General features: G+C 36.4%; 14 protein-coding genes and 1 pseudogene. 3 read left to right on the forward strand and 12 right to left on the reverse strand.

Annotated elements, in window-relative coordinates; all coding sequences use genetic code 11:
* Window positions 1-32: 32 nt before the first annotated feature.
* The 6 genes from ABD676_RS00085 to ABD676_RS00110 all read right to left on the reverse strand — a co-directional run bounded on the left by ABD676_RS00085 (window position 33) and on the right by ABD676_RS00110 (window position 7,659).
* Window positions 33-3,692, reverse strand: a complete 3,660-nt coding sequence (locus ABD676_RS00085; protein WP_344672645.1) for an ABC transporter permease/M1 family aminopeptidase — start codon at window positions 3,690-3,692, stop codon at window positions 33-35.
* The gene (locus ABD676_RS00090) at window positions 3,685-4,569 is read right to left on the reverse strand and encodes an ABC transporter ATP-binding protein (RefSeq protein WP_344672646.1); all 885 of its coding nucleotides are present in this window, start codon (window positions 4,567-4,569) and stop codon (window positions 3,685-3,687) included. Before ABD676_RS00090 ends, ABD676_RS00085 begins: the two co-directional genes overlap by 8 nt.
* 205 nt (window positions 4,570-4,774) lie before the next feature.
* The gene (locus ABD676_RS00095; RefSeq protein ID WP_344672647.1) at window positions 4,775-5,575 is read right to left on the reverse strand and encodes a M48 family metallopeptidase; all 801 of its coding nucleotides are present in this window, start codon (window positions 5,573-5,575) and stop codon (window positions 4,775-4,777) included.
* Window positions 5,576-5,649: 74 nt separating this feature from the next.
* Window positions 5,650-6,300, reverse strand: coding sequence for a glycerol-3-phosphate 1-O-acyltransferase PlsY (gene plsY, locus ABD676_RS00100; protein ID WP_344672648.1), 651 nt, complete (start codon window positions 6,298-6,300; stop codon window positions 5,650-5,652).
* A 13-nt stretch (window positions 6,301-6,313) separates the two neighbouring features.
* Entirely contained in the window at window positions 6,314-7,171 is an 858-nt protein-coding gene (gene nadC / locus ABD676_RS00105; protein WP_344672649.1) for a carboxylating nicotinate-nucleotide diphosphorylase, read from the reverse strand.
* Between the two features lie 74 nt (window positions 7,172-7,245).
* Window positions 7,246-7,659 (reverse strand): DUF4783 domain-containing protein, encoded by a 414-nt coding sequence (locus ABD676_RS00110; RefSeq protein WP_344672650.1) that lies wholly within the window; start codon window positions 7,657-7,659, stop codon window positions 7,246-7,248.
* A gap of 169 nt (window positions 7,660-7,828) precedes the next feature.
* Between ABD676_RS00110 and gpmI the strand changes: the two genes are divergently transcribed.
* Both gpmI and ABD676_RS00120 read left to right on the forward strand, forming a co-directional pair.
* The gene (gene gpmI / locus ABD676_RS00115; RefSeq protein ID WP_344672651.1) at window positions 7,829-9,364 is read left to right on the forward strand and encodes a 2,3-bisphosphoglycerate-independent phosphoglycerate mutase; all 1,536 of its coding nucleotides are present in this window, start codon (window positions 7,829-7,831) and stop codon (window positions 9,362-9,364) included.
* Window positions 9,365-9,389: 25 nt separating this feature from the next.
* Window positions 9,390-9,923: a hypothetical protein gene (locus tag ABD676_RS00120; RefSeq protein ID WP_344672652.1), complete on the forward strand. Its 534-nt coding sequence runs from the start codon at window positions 9,390-9,392 to the stop codon at window positions 9,921-9,923.
* 69 nt (window positions 9,924-9,992) lie between these two features.
* Here ABD676_RS00120 and ABD676_RS00125 read toward each other — a convergent pair whose 3' ends face one another.
* A complete protein-coding gene (locus tag ABD676_RS00125) occupies window positions 9,993-10,529 on the reverse strand; it encodes an adenine phosphoribosyltransferase (protein WP_344672653.1) in 537 nt (178 codons plus the stop codon).
* Entirely contained in the window at window positions 10,492-11,430 is a 939-nt protein-coding gene (locus tag ABD676_RS00130) for a ComEA family DNA-binding protein (RefSeq protein WP_344672654.1), read from the reverse strand. Before ABD676_RS00130 ends, ABD676_RS00125 begins: the two co-directional genes overlap by 38 nt.
* A gap of 43 nt (window positions 11,431-11,473) precedes the next feature.
* Between ABD676_RS00130 and ABD676_RS00135 the strand changes: the two genes are divergently transcribed.
* Window positions 11,474-12,109: a polysaccharide deacetylase family protein gene (locus tag ABD676_RS00135; RefSeq protein ID WP_344672655.1), complete on the forward strand. Its 636-nt coding sequence runs from the start codon at window positions 11,474-11,476 to the stop codon at window positions 12,107-12,109.
* On the opposite strand, the gene ABD676_RS00140 is transcribed toward ABD676_RS00135, so the two are convergent.
* From ABD676_RS00140 to ABD676_RS00155, 4 genes and pseudogenes are all read right to left on the reverse strand, one after another.
* A complete protein-coding gene (locus ABD676_RS00140; protein ID WP_344672656.1) occupies window positions 12,074-12,895 on the reverse strand; it encodes a DUF4249 domain-containing protein in 822 nt (273 codons plus the stop codon). The genes ABD676_RS00135 and ABD676_RS00140 overlap by 36 nt on opposite strands.
* A 4-nt stretch (window positions 12,896-12,899) precedes the next feature.
* Window positions 12,900-15,257 carry a TonB-dependent receptor gene (locus ABD676_RS00145; RefSeq protein WP_344672657.1) on the reverse strand — a complete coding sequence of 786 codons (2,358 nt, stop codon included), beginning with the start codon at window positions 15,255-15,257 and terminating at the stop codon, window positions 12,900-12,902.
* A gap of 120 nt (window positions 15,258-15,377) precedes the next feature.
* The gene (locus ABD676_RS00150; RefSeq protein WP_344672658.1) at window positions 15,378-16,193 is read right to left on the reverse strand and encodes an alpha/beta hydrolase; all 816 of its coding nucleotides are present in this window, start codon (window positions 16,191-16,193) and stop codon (window positions 15,378-15,380) included.
* Window positions 16,193-16,428 (reverse strand): annotated as a pseudogene (locus ABD676_RS00155) (hypothetical protein); the annotation flags it as partial. The gene ABD676_RS00150 and the pseudogene ABD676_RS00155, both read right to left, overlap by 1 nt.

Genomic DNA, 16,428 nt, shown 5'->3' on the forward strand with positions numbered 1-16,428 from the left:
AAGCCTGGTAAACCAGGCTTTTTAGAATTATGTTATTTAATAATGAACCTATTGTCATCAGAATCGGTATCAATCAATACATTGTATGGATCAATTCCCACTTCGGTAGGTCTTTCTTTTAATTTTATGGTTAACGTATTGGAGATCTTATCAATTTTAAGCAATTGCTTATAAATGGGACTATCTACCTGTGTTTTTTGGTTTTCCTTATTTTTCTTTTCACCAAACACAGTAAATTCCACATAATCATGCAATGGTAATGAATTAACTTCCTCTTTACCTACTTTTTGGGTTAGTTTACTACCCTTTACATCTTCAAAACTCTTCTCTCCTTTTGCATCTGCTCTATATTTAGATAGTTGGAATTTCACAGTAAGCTCATATCCACCACCTTTCAGTGGTTCAACTTCGGCACTACTTATCTTATTATCATATAAGGTCACTGTCTCAAACATGTCCTTAATCAAATATTGCAAGGAATCAGGGACTTTTGTCTTCAACAGATTTACAAATTCAATGGAAGTTGTATATGGCGGATTTTGAAATGCAGTCTGGGTCAAATAGGTCTTTAAGAAATCATTAAATGGCTTCTCACCCATGAATTGACTCATGGCATACATCACCAAAGAACCTTTATTATAGTGGATATAAGATTGGTTTTCATTAAACATGAGCGGGTTCTCTCCTATGCGTTCTCCACCTCTGCTTCGTAAATAGGAATCCAAAGATTCTTTCAGATAACGACGCATTTGTTCTTTACCATAAGTATGCTCAAGTACTTTCAATGAACTGTACTCCGCCAAAGACTCCGACATCATGGTAGCCCCTTTTACATTTGCGCCTATCACTTGATGAGCCCACCATTGATGCGCAAACTCATGTGCGGTTACTGAATAAGGATAATCAACAGCATCGGGATTATCTTCATCAACCTTTGCAATAAATCCGATAGCTTCTGAGAAAGGAACCGTATTTGCAAATGCCTGAGCGAAGGATCCCATCGTTTTAGGGAATTCGATTACTCGCATCTGGTCAAATTGATATGGACCATAATTCGCTTCATAATAATCTAATGACTTCTTCATAGATGCCATCATTCGATCCAGATTAAACGTATGCAATGGATAATAATAAATCTCTAGATTCTTACCCTTATAATTCTCCTTCTTCACATCATATGCAGCAGACATAAATGCATAGAAGTTTAGAATCGGTGCATCCATCTTATAATGGAAATACCGTTTTCCGCCTTCTGTCCACTCTTTTTGAAGATATCCCGGAGCAATTGCTATTTGATCTGTATTGGTACTTAAGACAGCATCAAAGGTAATCCAATCTGCATCTGATGAGATGTACGTATTACCTAGTTTAGTACTATCGCGAGGATCAGCCATACGCTCTTTAGGTACAAGACCATATTTAGAGCGAATATTATTATCAGCTAATTCAGCACCCTCTTGATAAGTCAAAGTTGGAAAAATACTGTTATTAAAGAATGTTCCATTACTTAATACTGGATCATAATCGCGAATAAAATTGTGCGCTTTGTTCTTAATCTCATAAACTACCTGAATACTATCACCAGGTGCTAGAGGCTGAGCTAATTTATACAGTCTAACGTTCAACACCGAATCTTTCAAAAGTTCTTTTGCTTCACTCTTAAAAGATATGGATGTGATTAAATTATCAGCACTGTAATTCATGAAAATGCTATCTATGGCTTCATTTGACTTGTTCTTATAAGTGAAGGTTCCTTTAGCTAATAGGTTCCTATTTTTAGGATCCATATCTACATTTAGCTTCACGTCTGTCAATCGCGGTGCAGTCAGTTTAGCATATTGCTTATATTTTTTCTCATAATCTACACGCTGCTCCTCATAATCCTTAGCTGAATAATATGGATTCTGAACATTAGACTCATAATAGAAAGCATAACCTAGGCCTACAAAAGCAATCAAAAACAACATCATTGGTACCGCAATTGGTGCTTTAAAGCGCTTTACAAATAACTTAAGACGTTCTTTAATTCCAGATAGAATACCTCTTCTCCAGAACAGCAAAGTCAATGTAAATAATACTCCAGCAAATAATAACCAATACAATCTGTAATAGAGGAATGGTCTCAAATTACCGAAGCCATTTAAATCTGAATATTGATAGCTAGGATCTGCATCTGGAATAAATATCAATTGCTCTACTCCTATCTTAGGCAAGAATGGAGAACCTATCACCACGAATAAACACAGGATAAATCCAATAAAATAGTTTTTGAAAAAGGAATGAACAAAAAGTGCGAATAGAATTAAATAGATATATGGCAAACTATCCAAGACAAACAATTTAAAAAAGTATTGTCCAAATTCGAATTGGAAATAACCTTGGTAGATCTGGTAAGCAACCCCATTAATAATACACACTAAAAACACTAACAAGACCAATTTGTATAAGGCAATAGCCTTCGATAGTAATTGCACCCAATTAGGCACTGCTGTAGCATCTTCTAAGAGGTTCATATTACTTTGTCTAGCACGCTGAATTAGCATACCAGCAAATAAAAGTACCATGATCATCAGGAACAAGCCATACATACTGGACATGGTATTAATCATTTGCCAAGTCATCGGATAGGTATTTGTACCATATAGCTGGCTACTTACCGATAAACCTATTAATGCAAACAGAAAAGCAAAACCCATTAATATATAAAAGGTCCAGTTTTTTATTAGAAACTTAAAGTCAATATTAGAAAGTCTCCAACTTAACTTTAAATTTTCCCAGAATCCATAACTGTAACTTACTTTTGGTAGATCAATTTTGATGATGCTTCCAAAATTATCTTTAACTGCTCGTTCTCCATTCTTTGAGCGTCTAAAAGTAAAAGCTGATTGCGAAAAGCTAAAGGTCTTGTAAACAAAAAACATTATAATAGCTGCTACACCTAACCATACCAATCTATTATACAATAGAACGCCTTTTATAGGCAATAAATTAACATTACGCTCGGCAACACTCCAATACTTCGTATAATAAACAATAGGTTTAAAACCAAAAGGATCTAAAATAGCAACAAGGTATTGATTGTCTACATTTCTAGTTGCCATATCTAATAAAGACTGAAGCAACAATAAAATCAATACCGCCACAAAACCTACATATATACTTCTAGTAAAGGTTACTAAGGCAAAAATAAGTGCTCCAAACAATAAGAAGTTTGGAAATATGGTCACCATAAACCCTTCAATATAAGCACGAAGATTATTTGGTCCTAGTAGTTTTACATTAATACCCGGATAGAGCTGCGCCATATAATATCCTAGGGCACATAGTAAGGCAATACATGTCACGATGACCAAGGAACTTAAAAACTTAGCTGCTAAATAACTGGGTTTATTTAATGGATAGGAGAATAATAAGGTGTGGACATTGTACATATAATCCCTAGCCACCGATGCTCCAACTATTGTTGGAAGCAAGAAGTAAATCAATGTGGAAAAGGAATTAAAGAATGCAGCAATATTAATCGGCGCATTGATATAGACAGGTACTGATGTCGTAGATGTTACAGCGTCAAAAGCACCTAGACTTGACAAGGAGGTAAGCAAGGCAAGACCAAAGTATATAGCACAATACACATAAAACACAGGTTGCTTCAACCAGCGTTTTATTTCAAAAAGGAAGATTGTACTAAACATGAATAGCATCCTGTTTTAAAGCCACAAAATAGACATCCTCTAAAATAGGGTTAGCATATTCGAAGGTTTCATCAGGTTTTTGATCGTGATAAACTCGAATATTTAAGGTATTATCTTGGTTGTAATTAGAAGAGATAATATTGAATTTAGCGTTCTCCGCATCGAAATCAGCTCTTTCAATTTTCTTCTTCCAGATTTTGCCATCTAATAATTGCGTGCCTTCACCCGACGAACCCCGGAATAACACTTTTCCTCCGTTCATAATCGCCAGTTCATGACACAACTCCCGAACATCATCCACAATGTGGGTAGAAAATATAACCGTATGTTGTGCCCCTATTTCCCGCAATACATTTAAGAATCGATGACGCTCAGCTGGATCTAAACCAGCGGTAGGTTCATCCACAATAATAAGCTTAGGATTATTCAACAGCATTTGAGCAATTCCAAAGCGTTGCTTCATCCCTCCAGAATACCCGCTTACACTTTTATTCTTGAAGGCATATAGATTTGTAATTTCTAAAACTTCCTTAACAATCTTTTTACGGTCCTGACTATTAGCAATGCCCTTTAAGTTCGCAAAGTAATTTAACAGATCCTCGGCTGATAATTTTGGGTAAACACCAAATTCCTGTGGTAAATATCCCAATATTCTACGTAAAGCATTTTTATCCTTAAGGACATCAATATCACCAAATTGTATACTACCTGAATCTGGAGCTTGTAATGTCGCGATGGTTCGCATTAAAGATGATTTACCAGCCCCATTTGGTCCTAATAGACCAAACATACCCGGACCTATATTAAGATTGATGTCATCTAAGGCTTTTACACCATTATCATAAGTTTTAGTGAGGTTACTAATGTTCAATTCCATAATTTATTTGTTGATTCTGTTTTAATTGGTCGTCATAAATTCAATTTCGTAACAAGAAAAATGAAAATTATTTCTCTGACACGTAAATTATTCCATTTCTAAGCCCATTTGATTGCTTAATCACTTTTAATATAACATAAAAAAAACAGCATTGAGTATTTCAATGCTGTTTCTTAAGATTTTAATTGTTATAGAGAAAGGTATCTTATTTCTTATAATATTTCATGGCCTCAGGCACTAAAGCTTGTAATTGCGCAATACGTCTCGCATCACTAGGGTGGGTGCTCAACCATTCAGGAGGCGACCCTTGTTTACCTGCCGACATTCTTTCCCAGAATTTAACAGCTTGACTTGGATCATATCCAGCCATAGCCATAAGAATTAAGCCCGCTTTATCTGCTGCCAACTCATCTTTTCTAGAGAAGCTCAATGAACCAACTTGATAACCTACACCGTACAATTGGTTAATAATACCAATGTATTTGTTATCCGTCATTGCTCCTGCAGCTCCTAATACCTGCGCACCTAATTGTGCCGCCATTGCATTTGAAACTTGAGATACAGAGTGCTCTTCAATAGCGTGAGCAATTTCATGCCCCATTACGGTAGCCAGACCAACATCGTTTTGTGCAATTGGAAGAATTCCAGTATACACAGCAACTTTACCACCTGGCATACACCAAGCATTCACGTCATTACTCTGCACCAAATTGAACTCCCAATTGAAGTCAAACTGATCAGCTAGACCACGTTGTTGTAAGTAACGGTTTGCAGCTGCAGCAATGTTATTACCAACACGTTTAACCTGTGTTGCTGCTGAAGTACCCGTAACTACTTTTGAACTGTTTTTGTTTAAGAAATCTTTGTATGCTAATGCAGCTTGATCATTTACTGCCTTAGGGTCTACTAACTTCAGGTATTTACGACCCGTAATCGCTGAAGTCGCACATCCTACTAATGAAACCCCAAGTAGGAACATGCTCGTATATTTAAAAATCCGTTTCATAAGTGTTGATGAATTAGTTTATCTAAATTTATCTGTTATGTTTGATATACTTAACAAAACTTGTACCCAAAAGTTTATTCTTTCGATTTTTTCTTGAATAAATAGATCTTGGATTCATGTCCTTTCAACAATCTTTCGATGTTTTTTTGGTGAGTAACAAGGATTAAAGCACATATGGCGATGCCATATAATAAAATGGAAGGAACGGTAGTTTTAAAAATAAAAGCAACACTGAAAGGGAAAGTAAATCCAGCCATGATGGAACTTAGGGATACATAATGTGTTACCAACAATACGATTAAGAAGACCGAAACACACATAAGGGCAGCAGGCCAATGAATAGCCAATACCATCCCAAATAAGGTGGCGACTCCTTTTCCTCCTCTAAATCCAGCAAAGATGGGAAACAAGTGCCCTAGCACAGCAATCACACCTAGGGCTAATTGAATATTGACAAATTGTGGCGCATCATGATTGCCCACAATAGAACTATCTAATAAAAAGGGCAAATTAGTGGCTGTCCATCCTTTAAGGATATCGACAAACATCACTATTGACCCCGCTTTTTTACCTAAAACACGAAATGTATTGGTTGCTCCAGCATTTCCACTTCCATATTCTCGAACATCAACGCCATAAAATGCCTGACCAAACCACACAGCAGTGGGTATAGAACCAAATAAATATGCTAAAACTACAATCCCTACCAGGTAAATTGATATCATATTCCGTAATTTACTAAATAAGTTTAGCTTTTAGGCTCAAATCCAAACTCTTAACAGAGTGAGTTAATGCGCCAACAGAAATGAAATCTACACCAGCTTGTGCATAATCTGCAATGCTATCTAGAGTAATACCTCCCGATGCTTCGGTAACCAATCGACCTGCAACCAGTTCGACAGCTTCCTTAACTTGCGCAGGAGTGAAATTATCGAACATTACTCGATTGACACGTTCTAAACTTAGAACTTCTTTCAATTCATCAAAGTTTCTAACCTCAACTTCAATTGGAATGTCTAGATGATTTTCTTTTTTATACGTGAATGCACCATTAACGGCTTCACTGATTCCTCCCGCATAATCCACATGATTGTCTTTAATCAAAATCATATCATATAGACCGAAGCGATGGTTTACTCCTCCGCCAATCTCTACAGCTCGTTTCTCTAAGAAACGTAATAAAGGTGTCGTTTTACGGGTATCCAATACTTTCGCACCAGTTCCTGAAACTGCAGAAACATATTTTGCAGTTTGAGTTGCAATTCCAGACATGCGTTGCATGATGTTTAACACCAAACGCTCTCCTTTTAAGATGGTATGGATCTTTCCTCTTAGTTTAAAGGCAATATCCCCTTTTTTTACAGAGGCTCCATCTGCAAGGATTTTCTCGAATTGTAATGTTGAATCTAGGTATTGGAATATTTCTTCAGCAACATCAATTCCGGCCAAAACACCATCATCTTTTACTAAAAGCTGTGCTTCGCCTAACTGTGCTTCTTCAATAGTAGATAATGTTGTAAAGTCTCCTGCACCCACATCTTCGATAAATGCCTCTTTTACAAATTGCAATAACTTTTCTTTAAATTCTCTCTCCATTAAGCAACATAAAATTAAGCGAAGATGAAGAAAAATAAATTTATATGGAAACTATAACTAAGAAAAATTCAAAGTTATTCTATTCGGAGTTCAGTGATTTGGGATTCACCATCGATATGATTAAACTTAAAAAACAATCGATAAGTACCTGAACTTGACTTTAATTGATATACAATATAGAAACTGGAATTATTACGGTTTGTCTGTTGAACTTTTTTAATATCCTGGGTCTTATTGGACCTAAAAAAATCACTCAACATTAATTCTGCTTGAAATTTAGAGTAATGGCCAGAATCGTTTTTAATCGATAAGGAAACGTTCTGTCCAAAATAAGCGGAGATACCTTTTGCGTTATTGTTCTTAAATGCATCCATTAATTCATTACTCGGGTCATTCTGCCAATAGGCAAAACTCAGTAAAGGCAACACAGCAATGGCCATAAAACTGATAAAGAACTTAAATGATATCCCTCTAAACGCGCGCTCCATGATTAATTCGGTACAATGAAAATATGAATAACTGCAAATAAATTTAACTATTTTCTAAATTTTTAATTTTCTCGTAGCTAAAATTATGCCAATATTGGCAATTAATTCATTTTTTAAGGTCCTAAGCTTATTTTTAGAGATTTTAATGGAGAAGGGTTATATTTGTGTAATGAGTTCTGAGAATAAAAAAGTAGCATTATTAATCCTGGATGGATTAGGCTACGGAAAAGAGGATAATTCAAATGCCGTATTAGCTGCCAATACTCCATTTTTAGATCACTTACTATCAACCTACCCAAATTCCAAATTAGAAGCATCTGGTGAAGCTGTTGGTCTACCAGCAGGTCAAATGGGCAACTCCGAAGTGGGCCATATGAACCTTGGTGCTGGAAGAATTGTTTATCAAGAATTAGGAAGAATCAATAAAGCCGCTCGTGAGGGAGTCTTCAAACAAGATCCAACTATACAAGCTGCCTTCCAATACGCTAAATTAAACCATAAAAAAGTACATTTTATTGGTTTGCTTTCTGATGGCGGCGTGCATGCACATATCGAGCACCTTAAGGCTTTATGTGATGCTGCCGGTGATGCACAATTAGGTTCTGATCAAGTATTTATTCACGCATTTCTAGATGGCCGTGATACCGATCCTAATGGTGGTTTAAATTATGTAACACAACTACAAGATCATTTATTGCACTCTACAGGCACTATTGCTTCCGCTATTGGACGATACTATGCTATGGATCGTGATAACCGTTGGGAACGTGTAAAACAAGCTTATGACCTTTTAACTAAAGGTATTGGTACTCCATCGCAAAACCTTTTAGACTCCATCGCTTTATCTTATCAAAACGATATCACCGATGAGTTCTTGAAACCTATCGTTATGGTCAATCCTGATGGAACTCCAAAAGCAACTATACAAGAAGGCGATGTTGTCATCTGTTATAACTTCCGTACAGATAGAGGACGTGAAATCACCATTGCTTTAACCCAACAAGCATTCCCTGAATACGATATGCATCCCCTATCCTTATATTATGTCACTATGACATCTTATGATGATACGTTCAAGGATGTAAAGGTAATTTTCCATAAAGACAACCTAACCCAAACATTAGGAGAAACACTTTCTTTACAGCATAAAACTCAAGTACGAATTGCTGAAACAGAGAAGTATCCACACGTGACCTTCTTTTTCTCTGGAGGTCGTGAAGATCAATTTGAGGGTGAACACCGCTTATTAATCCCTTCTCCGAAGGTGGCAACTTATGATTTGCAACCCGAGATGAGCGCACAGGGAATTACGGATGCTATTTGTAAAGACATGGTAGAAAATCATCCAGACTTTATCTGTTTGAACTTCGCAAACCCGGATATGGTTGGACACACCGGTGTCTTTGAAGCTGTGGTTAAAGCCGTAGAAACTGTAGATCGTTGTACACAGACGGTGGTTGAAACAGGATTAAAAGAAGGCTATTCCTTCATTATCCTTGCAGATCATGGTAATTCGGAATATATGTTGAATGAAGATGGCTCTGTGAATACTGCACATACTACGAACCTTGTACCATGTATCTTAATCGATAAAGATTATAAACACATACAGAATGGTAAACTTGGGGATGTCGCACCTACGGTACTTCGCTTATTAGGTTTAACTATTCCAACTGAAATGACTGGTGATGTATTGGTATCCTAAAATATCGAAAGGTTTATCTAAACTTATGGCAGTAATGGCCTTAAGTAGTTTTTCTATGTTGATTTCCTGTCAACAAAATGAAAAACAAAGTCAGGATAATCCGAATGGAAAACCCAAATACTTCGATCTGCCAGATTATTTCCAGAAAGAAATTGATTTATTAAGCAAAGCCAATCCAGAGATTGAGAAGACCGTCTCAAAAGATGATCTGGAAGAAACCAAACGTTTGAAAATCAAAGATTGGGAACTCGAATTTTCAAGCTTTAAGAATATTGACCTCAATAAATCAGCCTATGCTGAATTTATTCAGGTTGATTCGGCTAATAATGTGCTTCAGTATAGTTTCAACAATCCCAAATCCGACTTATCTTGTGTTCGGATAGAAATGGATAGTCTGGGGCAGCCTAAAATCATCAGTATTCAGCGCGATGTTGTAAACAACCTTTATCATACAGCAGAATTTCTAGTCTATGAAAAGGGAAAATATTACTTGGTTGAAAAGAAACAGGATGTAAAAGTGATGGGTGACAACCAGTATCGTGTACTTGGAAATTTTTAAGAAAAGATAATCCGTACTAAAACAAATGGGCTATTATTTATGAAATAATAGCCCATTTTATATTTTTCCCTATTCATAATGCACTAAGGAGATAATTTTCTCACTAAATCGGGTTAATCGACCGGCGCTTTGAAGGAAATCTAAACTGATTACGAAACAGTATGCGGCCACTTCTGCGCCCAATTGCTCTATTAGTTTACTAGCAGCTACTACTGTACCCCCAGTGGCTAGCAAATCATCGTGAATGAGTACTTTTGTCCCTGCTGGGAATGCATCCTCATGCATCTCTATGGTAGCTTGACCATATTCTAATTTATAGGATTCCGATACACAATGAAATGGTAGCTTTCCTTGCTTTCTGATCGGAATAAAAGGTTTATTTAAGCGTTGAGCCAAAAGAAATCCAAAAAGAAATCCCCTACTTTCAATACCTGCTATTACATCAAAGTCTATTCCTTCTAATCGTTCTACAAATCGCTCTACGGCGGCTTGTACCAGCTCAGGATGTTGTAATAATGGGGTAATATCTTTAAATACGATCCCTGGTTGAGGGAAATCAGGAATATCTCTAATCACTGATGTCAATTGCTTCTCTATGTTTTCCATGGTCAAAATCCAAATAAGGCTCAATTTTAATGAAAAATTCTTCATCTAAGGAAAGAATCTTCTTCAAATCTGCCAATTCTTTAAAATTGCCATGTTGTACGCGATAGTTGATAATTGTTCTCGCTCTTTTATAACGCACATAAGGATGTTTAGCCAAACTGTCTATGCTAATTTGATTTATTAAAATCCGCTTATGACTTTTGGGCATAAGTTGAATTTGCTGTTGTATCCTTTCCAAGATGTCCTCAGGGATACCATATACCTCTTTAAGCTGATTGATGTCATGAAACCCGCCTAATGCATCTCGAAACTTAACGATCCTTTTTGAAAATACAGGACCTATACCACGTACCTCCATCCATGAATTCGTATCAGCATCATTCACATTGATAAGAACCTTCCGGAAACTTTCTTTTCGTCTTGTGGTATAAGCATTCTCCTGAGGTACATATGGATTTATTTGCTCTTGTTTAATTTGAACAAAAGGGGTCAATCGCTCCACATCTTGGGGACTTAAACTATACATTTTTGCCAGGTCATATTTATTTCTAAACCTACCTCCTTTGGACCTGTAATTTAAGATTCCTTTTATTTGTTTATTTGTTAAGCCTAATGCTTCCCATCCTGCTTCATCCAAACTGTTCGGATCAAATGTAAAATAAGCTATCTCCTTCTTTTGTACTGGGTACTTTTTATCTTCAATATCTGAATAGTTTGACTCATATTCTGGAAGCTCTTCCTTTTCTTTATGAACAATTAAATCGTATTTAATTGGAAGTCGATTCTGTTGCAGCGGCAAAATCAAGTGAATAAGCAAAAAGATGAATATTATAAACAAGAGTACCTTTACCCCTCTCTGTTCTCTTTGATTCAAGCGGAATAATTCGAAAAGATGCTTCATTTCTATGTACAATATGGTTGGTTGTAAGAAATCTTAGCTAAATTTGTCATTAAATATCGACAGTTACAATATGCATTTTGTTCGCCCCATTTTTTTCCTTAAATACCTTTATTCCAAAGCGATTTGGAGAAAAAGTAAACAAGAAAATAATATATATTTAACATTCGATGATGGACCAATACCTGAGGTTACTCCTTGGATCCTAGATCTTTTATTGAAAAAGAATATCAAAGCGACTTTCTTTTGTGTGGGGGATAATATTAGAAAACATCCAGATATTTTTGCCCGTATAAAGGCAGAAGGCCATGCCATAGGAAACCATACTTACAATCACCTCAAAGGATGGGACACGATGGATGATGTATATTATGAAAATATTGCCAAATGCCAAGAGTTGACTCAGACTCGACTATTTAGACCGCCGTATGGTCGAATGAAACTCAGCCAGCAACATGAGCTAGCAAAGCATTATGATATCATCATGTGGGATGTGTTAACAGGCGATTATGATGCTCGAATTTCGCCTGAGCAATGCTTAAAAAACGCTACAGAATATGTTAGAAATGGAAGTATTCTAGTCTTTCACGATAATGTCAAAGCCATCCCTAACCTTAAGTATGCTTTAGAAAAGACAATTGATAGCCTAATGCATAGAGGCTTTAACTTCGTCCTGATTTAACACATCATCATCTTGGATGACCACCGAGTATTCCCTTTGATTAGATATCCCAAAATAACCTAGTGCATTATTCGACAAGTTACCAGAAGGGTTACCGGGTGCTGCACTTCCTGGATTTGTCGATTGAAACTCATTCCAATAGGTATAGACATCTTTGCTCACCAACTGTCTTCGTACAATAATCTTATCTCCAGCTTTGAAATCCTGATTCCTACCACCAATCTGATGCGTTACTTCTTGGCCATCATTGAATTTATCATTAAGGGCCATGTTAAATCTAAATGGTCCATCGTTAATGGATACCTCGTAAATATAATAGTTCGGCACATTGACGGGATCACGGAACTTTAGATTAACAAAATAATAGGTCTCTCGAAAGATATCTTCTTTTGTTACCCCCATAGAATCAATCTCTACGTATTCCGGCATTTTGGCCTTACTTTCATAGGTCTTGTTATTATGCGCGATATTCAAAGTATACGTAAGGGCATTATTTACTGAAAAATTACTATGTGTATATTCTCCATTTCCTTTGGAGGTGAAAGTGAAAATACGACCATTACTAGCTAGTACATTGACTAATGCATCAGTTATTGGATCGAAATTTTCAGCATCAAAATTAACCGTCCGACTAAGGTGAATGATTTGATTACGATCTTTATTAGTCAGTTTTGCTTCAACGACCATTCTTGGATCTGAACTGTTCAAATCAACATCAATCTTCTCCTCACACGAAGCCAATATAAAAAACAGTAAACCAAAAATCCATATATTATTCTTACGCATCTTCTTAAAATTTAAAGTTCCAGGTAACTGATGGGATAATACCAAATAAAGCAATCTTATAAGCTTCGGTAACATTCGGGTTTTGCTCACTTTCCCGGAAATCTATGATATAAGCATTTCTTCTATTATACGCATTGTATAAGCCAAATGACCAACTGGAATTAAAACGTTTATTTTCACTTTTCGGTTCATAATTAGCCGACAAATCTAAACGATGATAGTTAGGCATACGGTATCCATTTCGTTCCGTATAATAAAACATAGTGGTTCCGTTGACTTGGTACTTTCCACTTGGGAATGTGATGGCATTACCTGTGTTAAATACAAACGTCGCTCCTACATTCCATTTCGGACTCAACTGATAAATACCTACAACAGAAATGTCATGCGTACGATCTTGTCTTGCAGCGTACCATTCACCATCATTGATTTGATCAAATTGGCGTTCGCTTCTCGCTAAAGTATAGCCTATCCATCCATTTAATTTCCCTTTGTTTTTACGCAATAGGAACTCTACACCATACGCTCTGCCCTTACCATATAATAAGTCACCCTCCATATACTTATTTGCCTGCAAGTCAGCACCATTTCGAAAATCGATTTGGTTGTTCAGGTTTTTATAATAAGTCTCTACAGAGAACTCGTATTGATTTTCAGCGAAATTTCTAAAATAACCTAATGCTACTTGATCAGCAATCTGAGGCTTGATATTCAAGCTACTCACGACATATTGGTCAGTAGGCAAACTGGAAGTGGTATTCGTTAATTGATGTAGATTTTGGGCAATGCGGTTAAAACTAGCCTTAATACTGTGTTTTGGACTTAAAATATAGGCCAGGGATAAACGGGGTTCCACATTGAGGTAGTGTTTGATAATTTCATTCCCATACTGCTTCTCAGAAACAGGTTCACCATCTTGATCAAAGTCATAAAATGTACCTGGCCCCATAACCATAAAATCATTTAATCGAAGACCATAAATAAGGGATAAATTAGACCATGGTTTCCATTCATGGGACACATAAGCTGCAGCCTCTATCCCTTGCCTATTATCAACCTTTATCGTATTGACAGCCGATCCATCTTCTGCATCTAAACTTGCAGGGCGGATTTGCTGATGCAATAAATTGACGCCAAATTTAAATACACTATTATTACTCGAATAATAGGAAAAGTCCTGTTTAAAATTCCAGTTTCGAATTTTTGAAGCAATTGTGAATTCCGAATCCTCATTATTCACATTCACATTATAGGTAAAATCACTATAGATAAACGTACTGTTACTAAATAGTTGATTATTCCATACACGGTTCCAACGCATGGTTGCCGTGGCATTTCCCCAATCAAAACCAAATAGATCAGAATAGCCTAAATCATCTTTACCAAAATATCCGGAAAGATAGATCGTATTCTTATCGTCTAATTTATAGTTGACTTTAGCATTTAAATCGTAAAAATACAACTTACTCTTATTGACGGTCTCATCCTTTGATAACTTCAAAAACATATCGGCATAAGTACGTCGACCACTTAGCATAAAGGAACTTTTGTCTTTCACAATTGGACCTTCCAACTTTAACCTTGAAGCAATTAATCCCAATCCCCCTTCCATAGAGAATCTTTTGCTATTACCATCAAGCATATTTATATCCATTACTGAGGATATACGTCCACCATACTGGGCTGGAATACCGCCTTTGTATAAATTAGCATCCTTAACAGCATCCGAATTAAAGGTAGAGAAGAAACCTAATAAATGGGATGCATTATAGACTGTTGCCTCATCCAAAAGAATAAGATTTTGATCTCCAGCGCCTCCCCGAACATAGAAACTGCTACTTCCTTCACCTCCTGATGCAACACCTGGCAATAATTGAATGGTTTTCAAAATATCTCGTTCCCCAAAAATCACTGGAATATTCTTTACCTCTTCCATTGTAAACTTCAAGGAACCCATTTGTGCAGAGCTGACATTCTCATCTTGTTTTTTTCCGGAAATAACGACTTCCTCAATCGTATTCGATTCAGGCTTCATTTCAATATTCAAGGTCTTTCCATCAGCTATTTCTACTTGCTGTACCCAGGTTTGATAGCCTACAAAACTCACCTCAACCTGGTAAGTTCCGGTAGGAACTGATAAGGAATAGAATCCATAATTATTGGTATAGCCGCTTAATTTCAAGTCAGGAATCCGAATCACTGCTGCAATTAAACTTTCTCCAGTATTAGCATCCTTGATATAGCCACTTATGCTCACTTTCTCTTGACTAAAAGCAAAGTTCGAATGGCTAAATAAAAAAAATATTAAAGTAAAAACGCTTAGGGAAAAACGATTGAAAATGCCCACTTTACAAATATCCATGGCTAAAAATAAAAAAGCCATTCTGAACTTCAAAATGGCTTCTGTAGGTTTATAATATCTTATACGTAACAAAAGTAGTAATATTATTCAAATCCGCAATAAAATTATCCAAAATAGACATTACTTAATCGGAGTTGTGAAAAAATCATTAAAAAACACGAGTTGATATAGAATGGATTTACTCCAATAATCCCAATTATGGGCACCCGGCATCGTCAGAAAACGGTGAGGTATATTCATGTAAGTCAGTTTCTCATGTAATTTTGTATTCACTTGATAAAAGAAATCCTCAGTACCACAATCAATAAATAAAGCCAATGACTTTGGTTTAATCAAATGTGTCATTTCCATTACCGTATGTGCATTCCATGAATCTACTTGCTCGTTATATTCGCCAAGTCGTTTTGCCATTTCCCAATTATTCGGAAAAGGACGAATGTCCACACCACCTGCTGTACTTCCGGCAGCAGCATATAGATCCTGATGCTTAATAGCCAAATAAAGAGCACCATGCCCTCCCATACTTAAACCTGTTATGGCGCGTTTTGAACGATCTTTTGCCACCCCATAATTTGACTCTATATAATTGATCAATTCCTTAGAAACAAAGGTTTCATATTGATAATTGGCATCATTCGGAATATCCCAATACCAACTTCCAAATCCGCCATCAGGACAAACGATATACATTTGGTATTGATCAGCTAAAGCTTTAATGGCAGGTACTTTATTCACCCAATTGCTGTAATTCCCCGAGTAGCCATGCAAAAGATACACTGTTGGCAAAGTTTTACCTTTGGCATTTTCAGGTTGAATAACAACGGTTTTGATGGATTTATTCATTGCAGCACTTGGAACCATTAGCGTGTCAACCTTAGCTGCATACGAAAAGCCAATAGAAAGCAAAAAGCAGCATAAAATAAAGCGTATTCTCATTATGGATTGAGTTTAGATGTTTTATATTGATAAAGATAAGAATCTAATCCAAATGGGCGCTCGCTAACTGTAAAAAAGCTCTTCCCATCTTTCGAAAAACTAATAGCCTCTCCTTGAGGCTCCGGTTCATATTGCATGTTGCGAAATGGCTTTGAAAGACTTTGCTCTACTTTCTCTTTAGGATCTCGTGTGTAAAAATAAACCTGAGTCAAGTTTTTTATTAAGATGGCATTTC

Origin of the sequence: Sphingobacterium kyonggiense (genome assembly GCF_039536825.1) — a bacterium.
Lineage (GTDB): Bacteria > Bacteroidota > Bacteroidia > Sphingobacteriales > Sphingobacteriaceae > Sphingobacterium > Sphingobacterium kyonggiense.

Coding starts and splice junctions, on each gene's coding strand:
- ABD676_RS00085 (WP_344672645.1), bottom strand. CDS start 3,692: ATGTTTAGTACAATCTTCCTTTTTGAAATAAAACGCTGGTTGAAGCAA.
- ABD676_RS00090 (WP_344672646.1), bottom strand. CDS start 4,569: ATGGAATTGAACATTAGTAACCTCACTAAAACTTATGATAATGGTGTA.
- ABD676_RS00095 (WP_344672647.1), bottom strand. CDS start 5,575: ATGAAACGGATTTTTAAATATACGAGCATGTTCCTACTTGGGGTTTCA.
- plsY (WP_344672648.1), bottom strand. CDS start 6,300: ATGATATCAATTTACCTGGTAGGGATTGTAGTTTTAGCATATTTATTT.
- nadC (WP_344672649.1), bottom strand. CDS start 7,171: ATGGAGAGAGAATTTAAAGAAAAGTTATTGCAATTTGTAAAAGAGGCA.
- ABD676_RS00110 (WP_344672650.1), bottom strand. CDS start 7,659: ATGGAGCGCGCGTTTAGAGGGATATCATTTAAGTTCTTTATCAGTTTT.
- gpmI (WP_344672651.1), top strand. CDS start 7,829: ATGAGTTCTGAGAATAAAAAAGTAGCATTATTAATCCTGGATGGATTA.
- ABD676_RS00120 (WP_344672652.1), top strand. CDS start 9,390: ATGGCAGTAATGGCCTTAAGTAGTTTTTCTATGTTGATTTCCTGTCAA.
- ABD676_RS00125 (WP_344672653.1), bottom strand. CDS start 10,529: ATGGAAAACATAGAGAAGCAATTGACATCAGTGATTAGAGATATTCCT.
- ABD676_RS00130 (WP_344672654.1), bottom strand. CDS start 11,430: ATGAAGCATCTTTTCGAATTATTCCGCTTGAATCAAAGAGAACAGAGA.
- ABD676_RS00140 (WP_344672656.1), bottom strand. CDS start 12,895: ATGCGTAAGAATAATATATGGATTTTTGGTTTACTGTTTTTTATATTG.
- ABD676_RS00145 (WP_344672657.1), bottom strand. CDS start 15,257: ATGGATATTTGTAAAGTGGGCATTTTCAATCGTTTTTCCCTAAGCGTT.
- ABD676_RS00150 (WP_344672658.1), bottom strand. CDS start 16,193: ATGAGAATACGCTTTATTTTATGCTGCTTTTTGCTTTCTATTGGCTTT.